This window comes from Methylotuvimicrobium sp. KM1 (assembly GCF_044788715.1).
In the GTDB taxonomy this organism is placed as follows: domain Bacteria; phylum Pseudomonadota; class Gammaproteobacteria; order Methylococcales; family Methylomonadaceae; genus Methylotuvimicrobium.
This window is the reverse complement of sequence record NZ_CP173170.1, coordinates 3,743,184-3,758,918: the sequence shown is the minus strand read 5'-3', so window position 1 is coordinate 3,758,918 and position 15,735 is coordinate 3,743,184. Positions and strand designations below refer to the sequence as shown.

Here is a 15,735-nt window from a genome sequence, read left to right as displayed (position 1 = left end):
TGTTACAAACAGTTGCCGTGCTTACGAAGTAAGCGCTTTAATCTATTAAACCATGATTGTACGCAGTATGAACTCATCGATTAAACATAAACCTTGGCCGGTGCTCATGCTGGGGTTGTCTTTATTACAAGGATGCGCGGTGGTCCAGCCATGGGAGCGCGGCGTTCTGGCTAAACCGCAAATGGCGCTGGAAAGAACCCCTTTGCAAAGCGAGTTGCGCGGACACAGTTACGGCAGCCGCGAAGCGGCGGGCGCGGGCAGTTCGGCGAGCGGGGGCGGCTGTGGCTGTTACTGAGAAAGATCGGAAAGCGAATTCGGCGCTTGGCAGCCTACAAGCCCTAACCGCGGCGGCATTGATATTGCCAGGCTTGGCGCCGGCGCAAGCAGCCGAGGATAATGAATTCAGTTTTCAATACGGGCGTTATGAAGAAAGCAAGCGCGACTTAGGAGAAGTTAACAGTCAGTTCGACCCGATCACTGTCGATAGTCTGCAAGCCAGCGCAAGAGTCCGCTTAACCGATCGTATCAAATTTGCGTTTAACTACATTCAGGATACCTGGTCGGGTGCGACTCCGATCACAACAGCCCCATCGTCTAGGCAAGGCAATGTTGCGTATGAAGGGGGGGCGGTAGCAGGCGCATCGCCATATTTTTTTGATGGACCGGGTGGTTCAGTATATTTTGATGCTCAGCGTAATCCAGTAAAAACGAACCGAGGTGAGATATCCACTTTTTTAGGTAATTTTCCTATTTTGAACGGCATGGATTTGGATAGAAGAAACGTACATACAATGTCAGTTGCTTCGCCAGAAGTGCGTAAGGAAGGTAATTTTAATTTGACTTATGAATGGGATGAAGCCACGGTGAGTGCGGGTGGGGGACTATCGATAGAGAACGATTATGAATCGCGCTTCGCTAATCTTGGACTAACACTCGATTTCAATCAAAAAATGACTACTCTCAGTGCAGGGTTGAGTTATGCGAATAGTTCAACCTCGGCTCGGTTAAATCATGATGCTCAACCATTTTTAAATACTTTGGCTTATGAAGGTGGCCTCCCTCACTTACATCCAAAGTATGCTAAATTACAGGATATTCCAGAATCAGTGGGTGGGCAAAGGCTACTAAGAGGTAAGCGCGAGGATTGGGCTGTCAATTTGGGTTTGACACAAGTCGTCACTAAATCGTCGTTGGCCAAATTTGGGGCAGGCTATACCCGTAGTACCGGATATCTAAGTAATCCTTATAAAGCAGTTACGGCTTTTTTTCTCAGGCCAGTCGGATATAGCAACTTTGATATTTTTGATCCCGATTTTAATATAAATTTAGATTGTGGTGGAATCGAGTGTGGACAAGGTATCGTGTACGAGGGGAAAGCAAAAGCCTTCATGGAGCAGCGCCCTGAAGTTCGGAATCAATGGAGTTTTAATACTGGTTGGGTGCAATATGTCGGTCCACTCGATGCCGCGATGCATTTCGATTACCGTTTTTATCACGACGATTGGGGCATCAATGCGCATACTTTCGAAGCCGATTGGGTGCAGCCTTTGAGGTACGGTTGGACAATTACGCCGAGAATCCGTTATTACTCGCAGAGCGAAGCCGATTTTTATACGCCTTTCTTGCTGGCCGGCCCGTCTGATGTTCCGGATAGCGCAAGAGAATCCAGCGACAACGCCAAGCTGCCAACCCAAACCTTTTCCAGTGACCATCGGCTTTCCGGTTATGGGGCATTGAGCGGCGGCGTCTCGGTCAGTAAACAATTTACAAAAGGAGTCCGTTTCGACGCCGGCCTCGAGTATTACACGCATCAAGGCTCACTGAAAATCGGTGGAGGCGGCGAGCCGGATTATGCCGACTTCGATTATTGGGTTGCGAACGGCTCGGTAAGTGTCGAGTTTTCAGCGATCGGTCGTAGTTTGACCGATCACGATCATCACCACCATGATATGACCGAACACGAACCGCTCATGCCGGCCGGTTTGATGTGCGTCGGCGGGCACATGCTCAATCAGGAAGGCGACTTCATGGTCGGCTATGTTTACCAGTACTTACGGGAAACCGGCAATATGTTGAACCGGACGAGTAAAGCCAGCGATGCGGCGATGGTGAACAACGGATACCGGACGATTCCAACCTTCCATGACATGCACATGCACATGATCGATTTGATGTATGCGCCGACCGACTGGTTCAACATCATGGTCATGCCGATGTTCATGGACATGAATATGGATTTACGCCCGCTTAGTGGTCTCGATTTAGGGGCGAATACGGGAGCCGACCATTTGCACGGCGGCCATCAGACCGGCGGCATCGGCGATACGCTGATGTTTGGTATGTTTAAGTTATTCAAACACCGTGGCCACCATATAAATCTTGGGCTAGGTTTCAGCGCACCGACCGGCGACGTCGATAAGCGGCTGAACCGGCAGCATGGACAAGACGGCGGTTTGATTCATTACCAAATGCAGCTTGGCAGCGGCACCTGGGACTTTCTGCCTAGTCTGACTTATCTCGGCCAATACGACAAGTTTTCGTGGGGCGCTCAAGCCAATGCAACAGTGCGCATGCAGAACCGGAACGATTCGGGTTACCGGCTCGGTAATATGTTCCAAGCCTCCGCTTGGGGCAGTTATAGTTTTCTCAGTTGGTTATCGGGCTCCGTGCGTGGTGTCTATACGGTAGAAGGATCTATTAAAGGTAGATTCAACCCACTATCCGGTCAATGCCCTGATTGGGAAACGGCTCGGGCAACGAATGAGCCCGCCGACTTAAATAATCCTGTTGCATGCGATAATGTCAATCCGTTCGGTTCTACATTAGACCACCCACAAAACTACGGCGGCCGCTTCTGGGATGTCGGCTTCGGCCTGAATGTGGTAGTACCGGGCGGCGAATTTTCCGGCAATCATCTAAGCGTCGAATGGCTGCAGCCGGTTCATGAAGATGTCAACGGCTTCCAATTGGAACGCAAAGGCACGTTATTCGCCACTTGGAGCTATATGTTTTAATCACGGATGAAATCGGTAAGAAAAACCATTGGAGCGATGTTCAGCGCGGCTCGCCGAAAATTAAGCGCGTAACGGGTACTCAGTCATTTTTGCAATGTCGGGTAAAAATCGTTTAGCTCAGCGTAAATCCTCTCATCCTTCGACAGGGCACTCCTGAGCGCAGCCGAAGGGCTCAGGACGAACGGATTTACTTTATGCTGTTACCCAGGCTCCATCATGGCCAATCTGTTCAGGAAGCCCTAGCTTCCCGATATCAATGAAACTGTAGGGTGCGCATCGCGCACCTTTCTAAGGTGCCGAACCGACGAGCCTGACCAGGTGCGCGATGCGCACCCTACGGTGCTAGCCGTCATCGGCGCTTATGTTATACTCCGAACCGATAAGAACGACTTCAAGGGAGCCGGGTCATGGCTTTAGCGCAAGAAGACATCAATTATATAGAATCCCTCATTCGAAAAGTATTGGCCGAACAGCCCGATCAATTCCGTTTCGACTCGCGTTACGATTTGGAACTCAGGGAGCGCACGATTCGTGTGGAAGAGGAATTGAAGCATCAGCGCGAATTGATGCTCGAAGGCTTTAAGCAAATGGAAAAGCGTTTTGAGCAGGTTGATAAACGCTTCGAGCAAATCGATAAGCGTTTCGAACAGGTCGAAAAACGTTTCGAGCAAATCGATAAACGCTTCGAGCAGGTCGAAAAGCGTCTCGAACAAATCGATAAACGTTTCGAACAAGTCGATAAGCATCTCATTCAGATTACGACCCGCATGGATAGGTTCATGTTTTGGTCGTTAGGTTTGACCATCTCCGCCGTCATAGCCGTCCTTAAATTCATGTAAACAAGGCCGGGTTTTCGAGCCGCCTCAATTCACGCATACCTTGAAAAAAGGCTATATTTGCGGTAACAGTTGCCCCTGTTGCCGGAAACACTTAACAACTCAAAACGAATTGTAGGGTACGCTACGCGTACCTAATGTCGGCACAACGGAACACATGAGAGCACGTTAAGCTACGGGCGGGGCTCCTGTGGTACGCACAGCGTACCCTACAGTCTTTTCGGCATTCGCATAGTATTAATTTCAACGATTAACGCAAACATAGCCTTGAAAAAACCCAAGCGCCTAAAATTCTATCGATTCAACTTCAAGGCCATGGGCACGCCTTGTGAAATCCAGTTATTCGCGGTTTCGCATAAAACGGCCCAACACGTTGCCGATATCGTCATCGACGATGTGGAGCGCTTGGAGCAACGCTATTCCCGCTACCGCCCGGATAGTTTTTTATCCGAAATCAACCGCGCGGCCGCGCGCGCCAATTCGATAGAAGTCGATCCCGAAACCGCCGGTTTGTTGAATTATGCATTGACCTGTTATGAGCAAAGCGACGGATTGTTCGATATCAGCTCCGGTATTCTGCGCCAGGCTTGGCGATTCGATCGCAATAATTTGCCGGAAGAGCAGCAGATTCAAGCGCTACTGGATAAAATCGGCTGGCATAAAATCGATTGGACGCCGCCGAAGCTGACTTTTTCGGTGCCGGGCATGGAGCTCGATTTCGGCGGTATCGTCAAGGAATATGCGGTCGATCGGGCCGCCGGTTTGTGTTTACAGGCCGGCATCAAGCACGGCTTGATCAATCTCGGCGGCGACATCAAACTGATCGGCCCCCGGCCAGACGGCTCTTCCTGGCAAGTCGGTATCGCGCATCCCCGGCAAAAAGGGGAGGTGATTCAAGCCTTGGCGCTTTCGGGTGGCGCCTTGGCTTCAAGCGGGGATTACGAGCGCTGTTTGCAAATCGATGGCGTGCGCTACGGTCATGTGCTCAATCCCAAAACCGGTTGGCCGGTGCGCTTTATGGCTTCGGTTAGTGTTGTCGGGGATTTTTGCGTCGTTTCCGGGAGTGCCGCGACGATTGCGATGCTGAAGGAAGACCAAGGTCCTGCTTGGTTGGAATCGTTGGGGCTACCTTGTCTTTGGGTCGATGTCCATGGCAATGTCGGCGGGTCTCTGATCTAATCGTAAAAATATACCCTTTTTTGGGTTTGGCGATCCTTCGCAAATCGTTATAAACATCTCTTCAAGATACACGGTTGGGTATCTAGCGCGATGGCGAAATCACGCAATCGCTGGAACTCCGTAGGGTACGCTTCGCGTACCATGGCAACCCGCCAATGTTAATTCAAGTCCTTAGGGTTTGGTCTGTGGTGCTAAACTGCATGCGGATACGCGCAGCGTACCCGATCAATTTTTTTTCGTTCCCACCGCTTCAGCGTGGAAACGCATACCTATCTTGTCTCGCGAAGCTAGAGCTTCACTTATCTGTTTCCCAAGTAGGAACTTGGGAAACAGCAGAAGTATGGGTTCTCACGGAGGATCGTGGGAACCAGTAAGCGGCTTCGTCCTACAAGAGGTTATCCATAAACTTGGAGTAACCTTTCCGGAGAGCGAAACTGTTTAGCAAAGGCGCGACAACCTATTGAATTAACTTCTTATTCTCTTTCTAGGATAAAGGCCCATTTTTTCATAAATCCCTATTGCTATTCGTTTTTTCTCAGCGATGAGTCGAGCGCTTATTCATGAGTGAGGTTGTGTGTCATATGCCGCAGTAACTGTGGCATATGACACAGTTATCATAAAATTAAGAGTTTATAAGTATTTTATTCAATACTTTAAATTATTGAAACCAAGTAAAATACTAGGTATTGGCATGTAGTCTGCTTCAATTAAAAGCGAGGGGCTAGATGTTGGGTTCAGCTGACGTCAATTTTAAGACTCAATTCGGATTTAATAGCCTTTTCAATTTAGCCACACTCGTTGTGAGACGGGGCCGGAAAGTCACGGTTCTTGTATGCAATCAAGAAGGCCGGGCTGCCTCCTTAATTAAGTATTGATTGAGTTTAACGATAGAGGGTAGTACTCACTTAACTTTCAAGTTAGCTTGGGCTAGTTTGTCGTCTTTATTGGTGACGAATCGTGGGCGTTAGCTGAATCGTATGCTTGTTTTTGTGATGGGGGCGTGGGGACTGTATGTTTTGTTGTTGTATCGGTTCCGCGAATATCACTGTTAACTTTTAGCGTTTAACAGTAAAGAGGACTTTTTAATGAAAAAAATAATATCGTCTGTTGTTGTATTTGTAGGGTTATTGTTAGGTAGTCAAGCTTACGCCCATGTGGGTTATAGAAATCTGGATAACTTGAATCCGTTTGTCGCGTCAGTCGGTTACGACGATGGCTGGTATCAAGGGACTCAACCCACTTTGGCCGATAGTCATACTGTTCGCTGGTATAGCTTTACGTTGGAGCAGGATTCTAATGTAAACATCAGCGTCGAAAATGCAGGCCCGGGAACCTATCCGACCTACAATAGCGCAGGCGTTGATTCCGGCAATACCTTTCCTGTTTTAGCCGATCTCGATGTCGGTTTTAGTTTGTACAAAGGACTCGTGCCGCTATCGGCTTTCGAAAACGCGAATTTTGAAGGCGAGCCTGTCTGGCCAGTTGCTGACGGAAATAATGGGTTGTTTAATGCGGTTGGCGATACCACGATGGGTAATAACAGCGGTGTTATTAACACGATTGAATTTATTACTGCCGTTAACGATTATGGCGTAGGCGCAACCGAATCGCTTAGCAATATCTTTTTACTTGCCGGCGTATATTCACTGGTAGTCGGTGGTGCGGCCGCTGACGGGGTCGGTGGTGGCGCATATGGTGTAATTGCTAGCGTCCAGCCCGTGCCTGTTCCTGCTGCGGTTTGGTTGATGGGGTCGGCTTTAGTCGGTTTAATCGGCATGAGAAAACGCGCTATCGCCGCTTGATTCAATTCTTGTACCGAATCAATTAAATCCAGGTCAGTTTCCGGTCTGGTTTTCAGTTAATCAACACCGTTAGGATGCGGTATCCCCCGGACAAGGATGTCTAATATCGCTTCTTAGTAATACCACACTTGTTGAATTGCACGCGTAAGGGCGGTTGATGAGACGGGGGCGACGTAAAGCCGGATGAGGAACGAGCTTTTATGGGCTTGCTTTAAAGACCGTCATTCCGACATGGGCTGCCGGAATTCAATCTAACAGAAGAAAAATCGTTGTTCATTCATTTCATCACTTTACATGGCTGTTATTGATTTGCGGTCTTTTGTATTAACGTTTATTTTGAGGAAAAAACTATGAAAAAATTGTTGTCGACAGTGGCCTGTGCGGCTGCGGTCGGTTTTTTTCCAACCCAGCAAGCGTCTGCGCATATCAGCTGGATCAACCTGACAAATTTAACGCCGGCCATCGACGGCGATAAGCATATTTATTCGGCCAATAGTATTGTGTCTGGCAACTACGGTTGGGCCGATTCGATGGATGAAGACTGGGGCGATAGCCATCAAGGTGCTTGGGCGCAGTTTACATTGACCGAATCATCGAATGTCAAAATACATGTCGAGTCTGATTATCAAGATACTTTTATTACGATAGGCAGTAATACCTTTCCTTTACGAGTAGGCGATTTAACCCCGGGATTCTCGCTTTATAACGGCGTTTTGCCTGATGAAGCCTATGAGGATGCATTTCCACCGCCGGCTGGAAAAGAAGGAGCCTGGAACGGGCAGGGCACGACTACTATGGGTAACGACGAGGGTGAAGTCGGCACAATCCATTACATCGGTCATGCCGGCGAAATCGACGGCTTGGCGACGGCTGTTTCATGGATGGGCGCGCTCGAAGCCGGTATTTATGCCGTTGCAATCGGAGGAACGTGTTATGAAAGAGAGAATTGCGGTGCTTTCGATCGATTTAATGCCGATAATGCAATGCGCGGTTTCGATATTAGCTTGACCGTCGCGCCTGTCCCTTTGCCGGCTGCGATTTGGCTAATGGGAGCGGGCTTGGTTGGTTTGGGGGCTTTCAGAAAGCGTACTCTAGCCGTTTAATGGTGTTCTGTCGTATTTTAAAGATCGATATTGTTCTTCTTTCCCTGTGATTGGGAGTGGGATCGGGTTTTGCGTGTACCAAAATCCGCCCCACCTCCGACCTTTTCTCTCTAATTCGTAAGGTGGCACCGCCCATCTTTCGCCATTTATTCCGTTTGTATTTTTCTAGGAAAGTTGCGCGATGCTTAGCGCCAAGCTATTCCTCTTCCTGCGCCGAAACAATTGAAGTAGGGTGCCGCACCGCGCCCCCTTTCCCGGGCATGCCATTTGGTGTGTTTCAAGGTTTTGTCAATATCTCCTGATTAGCAAGATGCTTCAGCTTGCCGAAGCCAAGTGTCCGAGCAGGGGCCAGTCGTAGTCGCAAAAACTACAATATGCTGTTACCCAAGCTCCAGCTTGGGTAACCTGTTCAGGAAGCTCTTGCCCTGAGCCCTTCGGCTGCGCTCAGGAGAGCCTTGTCGAAGGCTTGCCCTGAGCTTGTCGAAGGGGGAGCTTCCGGTGTGTCTTTCCCAAGCTCCAGCTTGGGAAAGAGCGTGATGTGGGGTGGCCGTTTTAGCTTGACGCGCATGGCTTGCGAACCCCGTCCTGCTAAGGATATGCTGATCTTTGGGCTTTAGCTGAAGAAACTTGCTAATCAGGAAATATCTTGTAAAAAGGTGCGCGATGCGCACTCTACCAGCTTTATGTTTATAACGAGGAGCAAGGGGGTTCAAATAAAATGCGTGTCATTTCACACACTACTGCGGCATATGGCGTAAATCTTTTGAGTGATATTGCGAATTATGCTTGGAGTTAGTATGGTGTTGCCGCCCATCTTTCGCCATTTATTCCGTTTGTATTTTTCTAGGAAAGTTGCGCGATGCTTAGCGCCAAGCTATTCCTTTTCCTGCGCCGAAACAATTGAAGTAGGGTGCTGCACCGCGCACCCTTTCCCCGGACATGCCATTTGGTGTTTTTCAAAGTTTTGTCAATATCTTGTAAAAAGGTGCGCGATGCACACCCTACTAGCTTTATGTCTATGACGAGGAATAAAGGGCGCTCAAAGAAAATGTGTGTCATTTCACGCATTATTGTGGCATATGACGTAAATCTTTTGAGTGATATTGCGAATTAGGCTTGGAGTTAGTTTAGGGCGAGAGTCGAAATTAAAATTAATTCCAAGCTATTTACTTGGTTTTGTTGAATTTGTGAAGTAGTAGCAAAAAATAAGGACTAAAAAAATTATGCTTGGCACAGTAAATGAATAAGTAATAAGGGTGTGAAATAACATGGCGTTGTTATAAGTCAACGGGGGGACTTGCCGGATCGTTGTTTTGCAAATTCCTTTCTATTCGTAACTTAATAACAAAAATGGTGATCTATGAATAAAAATATATTTGCTGCATTGGCAATAGGCGTTACCGCCTTGGTGTCGATACAAGAGGCTTCGGCGCATGTGGGCTGGAATGGTCGCGATTTAATAACCGATGCTTATTCTTCGACGAATAACGGTGACGGTTCGACCACTTATCATTTCGACCGGGGTGTAGTTGCGGGTAATTTCGGTTGGGCTGACGGTTTGGATGCCGATTGGGGCGATAGCCATCGCATTCGTTTTACCAAATTCTATTTAGAGCAAGATTCATTTGTTAATGTCGACGTTTGGGGGACCGATCAAGTCAGAAATCGAAATGATGACGATATGATGGATCCTTCTTCTTTGTTGGCCGATTTGAACCCTGCGTTTTCGATTTATAAAGGAAACGGTGCGCATCATGATGCAAGTGCGGGTGCGCATAATGATCATAACTTAGTGCCCGGCAGCTCTTTTGATTGGACTACATTTAATAATGCCGCCGATTTCGGTAAAGAAGGTGCGTTCAGAGCCTTGGGCGATATCACCATGTGTAATAATGCCGGGGAATGCGGTACGCAAGCATTTACCGGCTACTTTGCTGGCGGTGTGAACACTACGGCCGATTCGATCTCTGTTGCGGATATTTTCCTAACCGCCGGTTGGTATTCCGTAGCTGTTGGCGGCACTTCAAGCGAAGCTTGGAATTACTACACTGCGGGCGACGGCCGCGCTCCTGACCTGACGGCTCATAATTATTTGGGCACTCATAATGATCTAGATCTAGCTAATAGAGGCTTTAATGTCGATTTAACAGTCAGGGCGGCATCGCTACAGCCCGTTCCTGTTCCGGCCGCAGTTTGGTTAATGGGATCGGCATTAGTCGGTTTAATCGGGTTTAGAAGACGCTCGTCGGTCGCTTAATTCAATTCTAGAATTTAGCCTTTTTGAAAAAGCCCTCGGGCTTTTTTACATCAGTTAATGCCGCTGGGATGCGGCATCCCCCGGACAAGGATGTCATCTTTCAAGGTCGATTTTCAATCGATGCATGAATTTCTTATTTTATAATTTTTCCGATTCACTACGGCGTTGGCATCCTAGTCTGCGGTGTTCTGTTTGGAATCTTAATTGACTTGATGATGACTCTTGTTTTATAGGTATTTTATGTCTAAATCGCGTGCTCTTTCTTCCGGTTTAACTATCTCAGTTTTCGATAGGATCGTACTGTATTTGACCGTTTCATTGACCGGTGCTTCGGTAATGGTGCTGGAATTGCTCGGCACGCGGCTAATCGGTCCGTTTTACGGCGTCAGTTTGTATGTTTGGTCGTCGTTGATTTCGGTAACGATGATCGCGTTGGCGTTCGGCTATTGGCTCGGCGGCCGGATTGCCGACCGCATGCCGCGTATTCGTTTGTCTTATTTGATCGCTTTGGCCGCGTTGACGACCGTGATCATTCCGGCCTTGACCCGGCCGGTGTTGCTGCTGACCGATCCGATGGGTCTTAGAGCCGGCGCTTTTTTCAGCGCTTTTTTACTGTTTACGCTGCCTTTGACCTTGTTGGCGATGACGGGGCCTTATGTAATCAAGCTGGCCGCCCGGCAATTGGCGAATGTCGGCGCCTTGTCGGGTTCGGTGTATGCAGTCAGTACGATCGGTAGCGTGATCGGCACGATCGCGTTGGGTTTTTATTTATTGCCGATAACCGGATCACGCGCGGTGCTGTATGGTTTAAGCGCTTTGCTCGGCATGTTGGCATTGATGCTGGCGCTTTACGAACGGCGCGGTACCGGTCAGCAATTTACAATAATGAGCATGGCCTTGATTTTTTTTGCATGCTTGGGCGGCGCTGCCTTTGCGTATGAAAATAATCGTACGCAGCCTTGGGGTAAAGGTTTGACTTTGCTTTACGAATCCGAGAGCGTTTACGGTTGGGTGCGCGTGATCGACGACGAAGCGCAAAAAGTCCGCTTCATGATGTCCGATGCCTCGACGATCAGTGCAGCGGATATCGCTAATGTTCGGCAAGGTTTGTTGACCTATCAATGGGTTACTCAGAGATTGCCGTTGTTTCGCCCTGCGGCAAAAAATGCGTTACTGATTGGCCTAGGCGGTGGACATATCGCGGACGGTTTGGAAAAGCAGGGCGTCAAAACCGATGCGATCGAGATCGATCCGGCGGTGGCCGAGGCGGCATTGAGGTTTTTCGATTACCGTCCGTCAGGCGATTTGATCGTCGGCGATGCGCGTTATGAAATCCGCCAATTGACTAAGACGTATGATTTGATTATCCACGATTGTTTTACCGGAGGTTCAGAGCCTGCGCATTTGATGAGTATCGAAACGCTTCGGGAGTTGAAGTCGCATTTGAATCCCGGCGGGATTTTAGCGATCAATTTTGTCGGGTTTACCGATAACAAGCGGCAACGCCCCGCGCAATTGGTTTACCGGACGCTCGGCGAAGTGTTCAGCGAACGCCGGGTTTATATTTCCGAACCGGGTTCCGAGTTTAACGATTTTATTTTCATGGCGTCGGATGAACCGATCGCGATTCATGCCGGCCAGGGTAATCACAAAATGCTGGAGCTATTGAGCAAGCGGCGCTATGCGATGGTCGAAGGAGATTTGGTTGTTACCGACGATTTTAATCCGCTGGAAAACCTTCAGGTCAGTAAGGCCGAAGCCTATCGTAAGGTGTTGTTGGAGCGGGTCGGCATGGATGTTCTTTTGCGTTGACGATTGCATTTACCGCAAACTACATCCGACAAACGATCGATCATTCGTAGGGCGTCGCATCGCGCGCCAATTTCCTCAAAAATTAGTTAACTTTATGAAGGTGTGGGGTGTGGCTAGCGAGGATGTCGGCAGCAGGGGCAGATTTTTGCTCCTCGGCAATTGCTCCTGCATTGCCCTAATACACGCCATCCTTGGCGCTTAGCTGCCGTCAAGCCCCCAGGGATGGGTTTACGGCGGTCCTCGATAGACATACCTCATGCCTTTTATTCTTAGACGGTTTTTCGATCAAAAGGGAGTAGCTTCTTCGATCAATTCCATTCAAGCAATTTCCACTGATTGATTCGCGTACCGCGATGTAAATCGCTTTCTCTGACGTCCATGTTGCCGTCGCCGTCAGTGTCGATCAAATAATAAGCCGGGCCGATATCGGGAACGACTTTGATCATATACAACTCGCCGTTGATCCGGTATTCCTGTATTTGTTCTTTGCCTCGCCGAATGATGGTGATATCGGGCTCCATCGGTTCGCCGCTTTCGACAGGCATCGGTGCATCGGGAAGTTCGGGAATGGCTTCGGTAGTTTCCTTGCTTCTGCGTATTACCGTTCGATCTGGCTCCATCACTTGGCCGCTTTGCACGGTTGCCGGTATATCCGGTACGTCGGGAATATCCATTAAAATGGGCGGCGGAGCCGATAATGCGAATGCCGGAATAATCAGCAAGCTGTAAGTTAAAGTTAAACGCATCATATTTTCTATTCTAATCGGTTATTAGCTCTATTATGACAGCTTGCGAGCTCTGCGTATTGAAAAAGTTATGACAAACCATTAAAGAGCTAGCGGCGAGGGGAGTTTGTCATCCAGGTCGATTTTGAATCATGTATCGGCTTTCTAGGCGGTTGGTTATTGTTCCTATAGCGATCCCTGTAAGGGAATCTTGACTGATAGGGAAGATAATACAAGGGGTAAGCCTGCATTCGATATTGATTCTCTAGTGCTTCGGCTTGCCTTAATTCGGCTTCAGCTTGTTGGCGTTGCGCTTCCGCGCTACGTTTCAGCGCCTCAACCGCTTCGATGCGACGCCGTTCCTCCTTCTGCATTCTTTCGGCTTCCAGTCTTTCGGCTTTTTGCTTATCCCGTTCCATTTGCCAAATGGCGAGTCGTCTTTCGGCCTCGGCCAATTGACGAGGGTCGGTGGGTTCTATCGGTACTTTTTCTTGTTGCGCATCGGATGAGCAAGGTTTGCCTTGGTAAGTGATTTTTCCCGATGATGCGATACATTTAAAAACATCGGCATCAACAGTTGGGCTGATGGCTATCAAAAGCAAAAGGAATGCTATCATTGTCATGACGGTAACATTTTTATGCGTAAGGTTATAAGTGTAGACCCGTTATATGCAGCTTGGTTCTTTGAACTTCTTGGTTTTTCCTCGTTTCCACCGCTTCAGCGTGGGAATGCATACCGATCTTGTTTCGGCAGCTAAGGTATGTGTTCTTACGGAGGAGCGTGGGAAACGGAAAAGATTTATTATTCATCATATTTCTCATGCCGGTACACTCTTCGGGCTCACCCTTTTTACGTCATTTTTTTCCACTGCTGATATCGAGTCTCGTTTTGCTACTTTCGCTTGGGGCGACCTTCGGAGTTTGGAAAAATGCAGAAGCCGATCTTGAGCGCAATTTGAAAATCGATTTCGATTTCAGGGTTAGGGAGATTATAGACCGCATCGAACAACGTATGGCGGCTTACGAGCAAGTTTTATTGGGCGTAAAGGGATTGTTTATTTCTTCCGATCATGTCGATCGAAAAGAGTTTCGTATCTATGTGGATACGCTGAAAATCGACCGGAATTTTCCCGGTATTCAAGGTATCGGTTTTTCGGTGGTCGTGCCCAGTCATGACAAAGATAAGCATATTGCCGATATTCGAACTCAAGGGTTCTCGAACTATTCGATTCGACCGGAAGGCGAACGTGATATTTATAGTTCGATTTTATATCTTGAACCGTTCGTCGACCGCAATCTACGAGCCTTTGGTTACGATATGTATTCCGAGCCGGTCCGCAGAAAAGCGATGGCCGATTCGCGCGACCTGAATGAAACACGCATCTCCGGCAAAGTCATACTGGTTCAAGAAACCGATGAAGCTGTGCAAGCCGGTTTTTTGATGTATTTGCCTTTATTCCGCGAAAACGCAGTTTCTGATTCTGTCGAAGAACGGCGCCGCAATATCATTGCCTGGGTCTATGCGCCGTTTCGCATGGATGATTTCATGGCGGGGGTTGGCGGAGAACGCGCATCCGACTTGAGTCTGGAAATATACGATGGAGACACGATGACCGAGGAAGCGAGAATGCACAGTAGCTCGTCCGAGGCTTTATCGAGTCTCCAGGATCTAAAAACGATACGAACGATCGAGATAGATGGCCATGAGTGGACTTTAGCGGTGAGCCCTGGCGCGAGCTTCAAACAACGGATTAGCTTAGATAAGCCGCGTTATATGGCTGCAGCGGGGGCAGCGCTGAGTGTTTTGTTGGCGACAATTATTTGGCAATTGGCGTCAGGGCGCGCTAGAGCGCTGGCGTTGGCAACCGAGATGACGCGTGAGCTACGCGAGAGCGAGGCACGCTTTCGGCAAATGGCCGATTCGGCACCGGTATTGATTTGGATTTCCGGGACTGACAGCCGCTGTTTTTGGTTCAATAAGGTTTGGCTAGATTTTACGGGGCGAACCCTGGAGCAAGAAAAGGATAACGGCTGGCTGGAAGGTGTCCATCCTGACGATAGACAGTGCTGTATCGATTGTTATCTAGATCATTTCAATCGCCGCGAACCGTTTCGTATGGAATATCGCTTAAGGCGCTTCGACGGCGACTATCGATGGGTCGACGATCATGGTGTGCCGCGCTTCGATGATCATGGAAATTTTTCCGGTTACATCGGATCGGGTACCGACATCACTGAACGTCGTCAGGTGGAAATGATACTTCGAACCCAATCCGAGGCTTTGTCGCGCTCGAATGCCGATCTCGAGCAATTCGCCTACAGTGTCTCGCATGATATGCGGCAACCGCTAAGAACGATTGCCGGACATTTGCACTTGTTGGAGATCGGCTTGGCTGAGCAATTGGACGAAGACAATAAGGAGAACTTGGCCTTTGCGCTCGACGGTGCCAAACGTATGGATGCGATGATCGTTTCGTTACTCGACTATTCTCGTATCGGTCGTAAGACCGAGCCTAAAATTTGCATGGCAACCCGCGAGTCCTTGAATGAAGCATTGCAATTTTTAGAGGTGGAAATCGAAGAGAAGCGTGCCGATATCGTCGTGCAGGGCGATTGGCCGGTTTTGTACGCGAGCCGGGATGAATTGACACGCTTGTTGCAAAATTTGATCGCCAATGCCATTAAGTATCATGATAGCGAAGGGGTGCCGCATGTAACCGTGGTTTCAACCGAACACGCGGGGCTTTGGACGGTACGCATTGCCGACAATGGTATCGGGATCGAACCCAAGCAAATCGATAAATTGTTTCAATTTTTTAGCCGATTGCAGTCACGGGCGCGCTTCGAGGGCAACGGCATGGGCTTGGCCTTGTGTCGCCGCATTGTCGAGCATCATGGCGGTCGCATCTGGGCCGAGTCGGAAGGGGAAGGCAAAGGCAGCGCATTTGTTTTTGAAATACCATTGGCGCAGAATAATGCACCCGATTAGTTTTTCAACCAACGCACC

11 protein-coding genes and 1 riboswitch are annotated in these 15,735 nt (G+C 48.8%); of the genes, 9 read left to right on the top strand and 2 right to left on the bottom strand.

The window, feature by feature from the left end:
- The first annotated feature begins 67 nt into the window (after positions 1-67).
- The 8 genes from ACINK7_RS16085 to ACINK7_RS16050 all read left to right on the top strand — a co-directional run bounded on the left by ACINK7_RS16085 (position 68) and on the right by ACINK7_RS16050 (position 12,003).
- Positions 68-295, top strand: a complete 228-nt coding sequence (locus ACINK7_RS16085) for a DUF4266 domain-containing protein (RefSeq protein WP_404356786.1) — start codon at positions 68-70, stop codon at positions 293-295.
- Positions 282-3,014 carry a DUF3570 domain-containing protein gene (locus ACINK7_RS16080; protein ID WP_404356784.1) on the top strand — a complete coding sequence of 911 codons (2,733 nt, stop codon included), beginning with the start codon at positions 282-284 and terminating at the stop codon, positions 3,012-3,014. The genes ACINK7_RS16085 and ACINK7_RS16080 overlap by 14 nt, the downstream gene beginning before the upstream one ends.
- A gap of 407 nt (positions 3,015-3,421) precedes the next feature.
- Complete coding sequence (locus ACINK7_RS16075; RefSeq protein WP_404356782.1) at positions 3,422-3,853, top strand: hypothetical protein; 432 nt, start codon at positions 3,422-3,424, stop codon at positions 3,851-3,853.
- Between the two features lie 312 nt (positions 3,854-4,165).
- A complete protein-coding gene (locus ACINK7_RS16070; RefSeq protein WP_404361464.1) occupies positions 4,166-5,029 on the top strand; it encodes an FAD:protein FMN transferase in 864 nt (287 codons plus the stop codon).
- A gap of 778 nt (positions 5,030-5,807) precedes the next feature.
- A riboswitch (cyclic di-GMP riboswitch) is annotated at positions 5,808-5,889 on the top strand.
- 225 nt (positions 5,890-6,114) lie between these two features.
- Positions 6,115-6,831 carry a VPLPA-CTERM sorting domain-containing protein gene (locus ACINK7_RS16065; protein ID WP_404356780.1) on the top strand — a complete coding sequence of 239 codons (717 nt, stop codon included), beginning with the start codon at positions 6,115-6,117 and terminating at the stop codon, positions 6,829-6,831.
- 350 nt (positions 6,832-7,181) lie between these two features.
- Positions 7,182-7,934: a VPLPA-CTERM sorting domain-containing protein gene (locus ACINK7_RS16060; protein ID WP_404356779.1), complete on the top strand. Its 753-nt coding sequence runs from the start codon at positions 7,182-7,184 to the stop codon at positions 7,932-7,934.
- A gap of 1,360 nt (positions 7,935-9,294) precedes the next feature.
- The gene (locus ACINK7_RS16055; protein WP_404356777.1) at positions 9,295-10,191 is read left to right on the top strand and encodes a VPLPA-CTERM sorting domain-containing protein; all 897 of its coding nucleotides are present in this window, start codon (positions 9,295-9,297) and stop codon (positions 10,189-10,191) included.
- A 240-nt stretch (positions 10,192-10,431) separates the two neighbouring features.
- The gene (locus tag ACINK7_RS16050) at positions 10,432-12,003 is read left to right on the top strand and encodes a fused MFS/spermidine synthase (protein ID WP_404356775.1); all 1,572 of its coding nucleotides are present in this window, start codon (positions 10,432-10,434) and stop codon (positions 12,001-12,003) included.
- Positions 12,004-12,311: 308 nt separating this feature from the next.
- Here the strand turns inward: ACINK7_RS16050 and ACINK7_RS16045 are convergent, their stop codons facing one another.
- Positions 12,312-12,752 carry a DUF2782 domain-containing protein gene (locus tag ACINK7_RS16045; protein WP_404356773.1) on the bottom strand — a complete coding sequence of 147 codons (441 nt, stop codon included), beginning with the start codon at positions 12,750-12,752 and terminating at the stop codon, positions 12,312-12,314.
- Positions 12,753-12,838: 86 nt separating this feature from the next.
- On the bottom strand, positions 12,839-13,351 hold the full coding sequence (locus ACINK7_RS16040) for a DUF4124 domain-containing protein (RefSeq protein ID WP_404356771.1): 513 nt from the start codon (positions 13,349-13,351) through the stop codon (positions 12,839-12,841).
- A 266-nt stretch (positions 13,352-13,617) separates the two neighbouring features.
- Here ACINK7_RS16040 and ACINK7_RS16035 point away from each other — a divergent pair, with 266 nt between their 5' ends.
- Positions 13,618-15,717 (top strand): CHASE domain-containing protein, encoded by a 2,100-nt coding sequence (locus ACINK7_RS16035; RefSeq protein WP_404356769.1) that lies wholly within the window; start codon positions 13,618-13,620, stop codon positions 15,715-15,717.
- Positions 15,718-15,735 lie beyond the last annotated feature (18 nt).

Excerpts from the sequence above, each read along its gene's own strand:
- ACINK7_RS16060 (WP_404356779.1), top strand. The coding sequence starts at position 7,182 with ATGAAAAAATTGTTGTCGACAGTGGCCTGTGCGGCTGCGGTCGGTTTT.
- ACINK7_RS16055 (WP_404356777.1), top strand. The coding sequence starts at position 9,295 with ATGAATAAAAATATATTTGCTGCATTGGCAATAGGCGTTACCGCCTTG.
- ACINK7_RS16040 (WP_404356771.1), bottom strand. The coding sequence starts at position 13,351 with ATGACAATGATAGCATTCCTTTTGCTTTTGATAGCCATCAGCCCAACT.
- ACINK7_RS16075 (WP_404356782.1), top strand. The coding sequence starts at position 3,422 with ATGGCTTTAGCGCAAGAAGACATCAATTATATAGAATCCCTCATTCGA.
- ACINK7_RS16045 (WP_404356773.1), bottom strand. The coding sequence starts at position 12,752 with ATGATGCGTTTAACTTTAACTTACAGCTTGCTGATTATTCCGGCATTC.
- ACINK7_RS16070 (WP_404361464.1), top strand. The coding sequence starts at position 4,166 with ATGGGCACGCCTTGTGAAATCCAGTTATTCGCGGTTTCGCATAAAACG.
- ACINK7_RS16065 (WP_404356780.1), top strand. The coding sequence starts at position 6,115 with ATGAAAAAAATAATATCGTCTGTTGTTGTATTTGTAGGGTTATTGTTA.
- ACINK7_RS16050 (WP_404356775.1), top strand. The coding sequence starts at position 10,432 with ATGTCTAAATCGCGTGCTCTTTCTTCCGGTTTAACTATCTCAGTTTTC.
- ACINK7_RS16085 (WP_404356786.1), top strand. The coding sequence starts at position 68 with ATGAACTCATCGATTAAACATAAACCTTGGCCGGTGCTCATGCTGGGG.